The 5,018-nt window shown below is 32.1% G+C and carries 5 protein-coding genes; all 5 read right to left on the minus strand.

Translation table 11 applies throughout. The annotated features are described in order from the left end of the window. Positions 1-120 precede the first annotated feature (120 nt). Positions 121-744: an energy transducer TonB gene (locus ACFQ0R_RS11880; RefSeq protein ID WP_379658602.1), complete on the minus strand. Its 624-nt coding sequence runs from the start codon at positions 742-744 to the stop codon at positions 121-123. Positions 745-909: 165 nt separating this feature from the next. Beyond that, entirely contained in the window at positions 910-1,773 is an 864-nt protein-coding gene (locus tag ACFQ0R_RS11885; RefSeq protein ID WP_379658603.1) for a TlpA family protein disulfide reductase, read from the minus strand. A 198-nt stretch (positions 1,774-1,971) separates the two neighbouring features. Next, complete coding sequence (locus tag ACFQ0R_RS11890) at positions 1,972-2,478, minus strand: hypothetical protein (RefSeq protein ID WP_379658604.1); 507 nt, start codon at positions 2,476-2,478, stop codon at positions 1,972-1,974. A gap of 1,164 nt (positions 2,479-3,642) precedes the next feature. Further along, complete coding sequence (locus tag ACFQ0R_RS11895; protein WP_379658605.1) at positions 3,643-4,218, minus strand: hypothetical protein; 576 nt, start codon at positions 4,216-4,218, stop codon at positions 3,643-3,645. Positions 4,219-4,370: 152 nt separating this feature from the next. Then, positions 4,371-4,883 carry a hypothetical protein gene (locus tag ACFQ0R_RS11900; protein ID WP_379658606.1) on the minus strand — a complete coding sequence of 171 codons (513 nt, stop codon included), beginning with the start codon at positions 4,881-4,883 and terminating at the stop codon, positions 4,371-4,373. Positions 4,884-5,018 lie beyond the last annotated feature (135 nt).

Genomic DNA, 5,018 nt, shown 5'->3' on the forward strand with positions numbered 1-5,018 from the left:
AAACGTGATTTAAAAATTAGTAATTAATGAGATAGGGCTTAAAAGAAAAATATTATAAATTTGAACTAAGATCAGGACGATTGCTTTTCATAGGATGCGCTGTTGTGGTGCGTTTTTCTATTACAGATTGATTGCATATGAATATATTTTTCGAATCGGTTTTCCATAAAGATAAGCTGGTTTCCAATTTGGCATTTCATTAAAAATTTCGACTACTTTTTTATCAATTTTATCATTTATTCCCCTTATCGCCTTGACATTGTCTAATTCACCATTCTCTTTAATTGCAAACAAAATGATCATTCTTGTTTGAATTGTGTCGTTTAATTCTCTATTTTCAATCTTTAATCTGTCATCAATAAATTTCAACATTGCAGTTTTACCACCTGGAAATTTTGCTTCACTTTTCCAATTTTCTGTTTTTTCTAAACTGTCAACTTTTGCAATCGTTTTTTTTAAAAAGTCCTGTCCAAATTTCTTTTTAAGTAAATCAGTCAATTTTAAATCGTAACAACTATAATAGTCCAAAGAGTCCGGGTCAATAAATCTCCATTTTATATTGAAATCATCTCGAAGCACAAAATGATAAGTGTTTTCAATTGGCAAAGATTCTAAAGAATGGAAGTTGTATTTTCCTTCTTTGTAGTCTTTTTTGGCTTTGGATTCCGCTTTTACACAGTCGGTTTGTCCAAAACTAGTTAATCCAATAAAGATAGATAATATGATAAGTGTTTTTCGTTTCATTTCAAATGCACCACAACGGTTCTCTAGTATGGCCAGTAGCGTGCAAATACTAGCTTAATTTTCAGTTTAACTTTTAACTTTCTAAATATACCAAAACTTTGGATTTAGCCTTTAATAGCTATTGGCTATACTAGATGTTATGCATTGTTTTTACTACTTCCCTTTCTATCTTGGTGGTGCTGGAGGTGCTGGAGGTGCTGGTGGTGTTGAATTTGTTTTTTTGTCATTAATTAGCAAGTAGTCTTGATCAATATAGGAAATGACTCCTGATGCTTTATCAAAGACTTTTTCAATTATACCTTTCTTATTTACTATTAAATGAGTTGGATATGCAGTAAGGTTAAGTTCATTCTCAATTAAATGTTCTTGGTTAGGTAAAACATCATATTTAAATTCATTCCTCTTAAGAAAACTTATGAGAGCTTCCTTGTCATCTTGAGCAAGACTCAAAAATTGTAAATTATTATTCTTGTAATTATCAACTAATCTATTCAATTCTGGCATTTCTGCAATACAAGGTTTGCAAGCTATAAACCAAGTTTTGATGACAGTCGTTTTTCCTTTAAATTTTTCATTATTATATTCTATTCCATTAATATCAACTGCTTTAAAATCAGGAAATTTGTTTCCTTCCATTTTATAAAGCTTAAAAGCTCTATAGGAATCATTTTTTATAGTATTTGAAATTCCATTCTCCAATTTTTTTGGGAGATTAAATAATTTGTAAGTGCTAGAACTATCGTTAGATTGTACTTCAATAGTAATAAAGTTCCCAGAAATTAATTTTTTTAAAAATTTTTCTTTTGAAATTTTTTCGGATTTTTCATTCAGTGCTTCAAAATCCAATACTAATGATATCTCATTATAGTGATAAGACCACCATTTATCATAGTCAGATATTAAATCCTCATAATCCATAAGTGGTTTACTTAATTCTTGCTTTTCAATTTCAGATTTTTTTTCTGGACTTTCTTTACAAGAAATAAAACAGAAGAGTAAGATCGATAAAATGATATTCAATTTTTTCATAATGATTGGTTTAATTTTTAGTCAACCTATTTTAGGACGAGACATTTATTTAAATAATGCATAACGTCCCGTATAAAAACTGTGCGGGCTGGCGAGCTCGATTGGCCGGAGGACAATCAGGCGTTGCAAGCGAGCACAGACTTTCGAATTGAGACTGAATTAAGCATTGTTTTTATACAGTGTTGGCAACTGGCTTTTTTAGCACGGGCTCCAATAGTGTATGGAAATCAGTTTACCATTTATAATTTCAAATCCGTAACCATCTTCCTGAACTTTATTTTTATTAGGTATTATTACCACGCCTGTATCAGATGGCAAATCCAGAAAAGCGTCCATACTAAAAATTTTAGCCAGAGTATTAATGTCCGTTTTGGAGTTTATCTGATGACCAGAGTAAGTAAGAACTACAGGTCTGGTTTCAAAATTGATTTTATCTAAAACGTAACTTTCATTGTCGTTGCCGGTAAATTTGAATTCATTATAGTCCAAAGTATAAAAGGGCTTATTCTGTTCCTCAGCAGATAAGAATCCGCATTCATAGTTTGGTTCATAAACTGCTTGAGGACCTCCTAATTTTTCAATTATTTTTTCTTTAGATGAGAAGGGTGAAAGGTTTTGGAATGTAAGCTTATCAAAATCTATAGTTTGAGCGGAGCCACTTTGAGAGATAATAATAGTCAGTGCAAAAATTAGGAATGACTTCATTTTTTTTATTGTTAGAGTTATTTTTAGCTTGTTGCCAACGTTTCTCGCATATGGCTTGTGGCGATGATTTGCAAACAAGCTTTTCAGTTGAGGATTAATTTTTCTAAAAATACAATAAATTTTGTTCTGACCTAAACCTTAGCCATAAGCCATATGCGATGTTCTCTTTTCGGTGCGACACGTCTGAGTGAATTTTTTTTCAGCGTGTTTTTCGGAATGGTTTTGTTAGCGTTGTTTTTAAGTATCCAATCAGAGTTTGAATAAAATCCGAGCGAATTTAACTTTGATTTATTTTCAGCGACCTGGTCATCCTTGGAGTGAATTCAGAGTGTGATTGATTCAGAAGTTGAGTAAAGTTCAGAGTGGGCTTTTAAATTAGCCTAACAGCTTTTATTTAACTTGAAATTCAGCCGAAACTGACTAGAATGCAATACCCGAAAATTAAAGACTCTGAATGAATTCCAGCAAGGAATTTAGTCAGAGCAATGAAAGAGAACGAGATTGGCTATGGTTTGTTGCGTGTCTCGGCATCTAATTTAGCAAATAAAAACCGAATAAAAAATTTGAGAAGATTTTCGCAAGTTGGCAACGACCTAGCAATAAACTATAGCCGGTGTTAGCTAGAGCAGTGCAGCCTGATGTTGCAATTTAAAACTGGCAAAAGATTTATACAAGGGCAACCGAGTCAAAATGCCAGCCAGATTTCAGCAAATAAATCAGACTTCAGAATTTTTAAAAACTTTTAGTTAAACAGCAATTGCCTGAGGGCATTTAGGTTGCCTCATCGTTTTAACCACTGACGCCTTTTTTGGATTAAGAACGGACCAGAACGCTGGCTAGAATTTCGCAAAAAGTCCTTTTTTTCGGATTAAAAATCTAATATCACAAAAAAGCAAAGACCATCTTAGCGTTTAGTTCCCAAAAAAGGATTGTTCAGATTTAGTTTCTTAAAATCCAAAAAAAATTGTGCACTACTCCATCATTAATTAAAAGCCGTGATTTTTGTTTTGCACTGTTATTGCTAACGTTTCTCGCATATGTGTTTGTGGCGGGCAAACAGGTACATGTTATTCGGTTAAGCTTTTATTTTATAAACATACCGAAATTTTCGATTCAGTAAGGCAGTTAGCCATAAAACATATGCGATGTTGGCAGCAGTATTTATTAAATTATTGTCAATTTCTTAGTTTTTATTAACTCGAAAGCTATGTTAAACCTCTCTAGTTCATCACTCCACTTATTTTTCATTTTCCAGGGTCTCTTAATATAGTTTATGAATTTTCTGCCTTGATGTAAAGTGTCTTTTTCACTTTGTGTTAGTTCTAATCTCTCAATTATGTCAACAAACTTTATTTCTTCATTTGGTAGTCGCTTGTCATTTGAGTGCATTCTGATAGAGAGTTCAAAATATGCTGCTTTTTGAAAATCTTCATCAGACATGTCAGGGTCTTTAAGTTCGCCATAAGTCTGAAATATTCTTTGGTAAAAATCTCTCAGACACTCTCCGACTTTGGTAAGGGCAATGAATGCAACGTCGTTCTTCTTAACTTTATTATTAGTTTTTATTTGTCCATTTTCATAGGTTACAATCAAGTCAACCTCTTTTTCAATTTCATTAAAAAATTGGAAATAGTTACCATGTCGTATTGCTGCAAACTCTTTCGCATATTTCGAAGTGTCAAGTTGGTTCTTTTGAACTTTGTACATGTAACCAACTACTATTTCTAATAAGAGTTTCATCTTTTATATTGCTGCCAACGGTTCTCTAGTATGGCAAGTAGCGTGCAAATACTAGCTTAATTTTCAGTTTATTATTTATGTTTATAAATATACACAAACTTTATATCTAGCTCATAATAGCTATTTGCTATACTAGATGTTGTGCCTAGTTTTTATTTCAGAATATTCAATCCAGCTTTTTCGACAATTTTTAAAATCGGTAATATTTTTTCCTCATCAGTATACCAAACGATATTCGTCCAATCCCATTCTTCGTTGTAAATAGCACAAAATTTTGGCAAAATAAAACTGTATCTTCTTCCGCTTTGTGACCATAAATTGTCAAATTCGCATTTCCTTAAAACGTCTTTATAATTCGTTGGTTTTTTCAAAACCATTCGATAATTGCGTTTATATTTCCAAAAATAAATATCAGTTGCTTTATGTAATTCCTCCGCAACCATTTTGAATTTTTTTCTGCGTGCTTTTAATTCGTTTAAATTTTCGTCGACGAAAATCATTTCATTCGCCTCTTCATTTGTTAACCAATGGTCAAAAACACTAATAAAAATTTTTTTATATTTTCCATTTTCAATGAATGAGTCGTCTTGATCAATTATCTTTTTATAATCTGGAAGATTTCGCTTTATTTCTTTTAATTCCGCTTTCGAAATATTAGACATCATAGTTAGTTCGGGCGTTTTTTAAATTAGGCACAACGTAAAGCGGATATGACCCGTACCGAGTCAAGACCTTAATGTAAAACTACTACAATTCTTCCAATTGTAATAGTTTATTAAACCATGACGGAAGAGGTATGG

This window comes from Psychroflexus salinarum (assembly GCF_042677225.1).
In the GTDB taxonomy this organism is placed as follows: domain Bacteria; phylum Bacteroidota; class Bacteroidia; order Flavobacteriales; family Flavobacteriaceae; genus Psychroflexus; species Psychroflexus salinarum.

What these genes read in the sequence shown, in the direction of transcription:
- ACFQ0R_RS11890 (WP_379658604.1), bottom strand. Translation starts at nt 2,478, where the DNA reads ATGAAGTCATTCCTAATTTTTGCACTGACTATTATTATCTCTCAAAGT.
- ACFQ0R_RS11895 (WP_379658605.1), bottom strand. Translation starts at nt 4,218, where the DNA reads ATGAAACTCTTATTAGAAATAGTAGTTGGTTACATGTACAAAGTTCAA.
- ACFQ0R_RS11900 (WP_379658606.1), bottom strand. Translation starts at nt 4,883, where the DNA reads ATGATGTCTAATATTTCGAAAGCGGAATTAAAAGAAATAAAGCGAAAT.
- ACFQ0R_RS11885 (WP_379658603.1), bottom strand. Translation starts at nt 1,773, where the DNA reads ATGAAAAAATTGAATATCATTTTATCGATCTTACTCTTCTGTTTTATT.
- ACFQ0R_RS11880 (WP_379658602.1), bottom strand. Translation starts at nt 744, where the DNA reads ATGAAACGAAAAACACTTATCATATTATCTATCTTTATTGGATTAACT.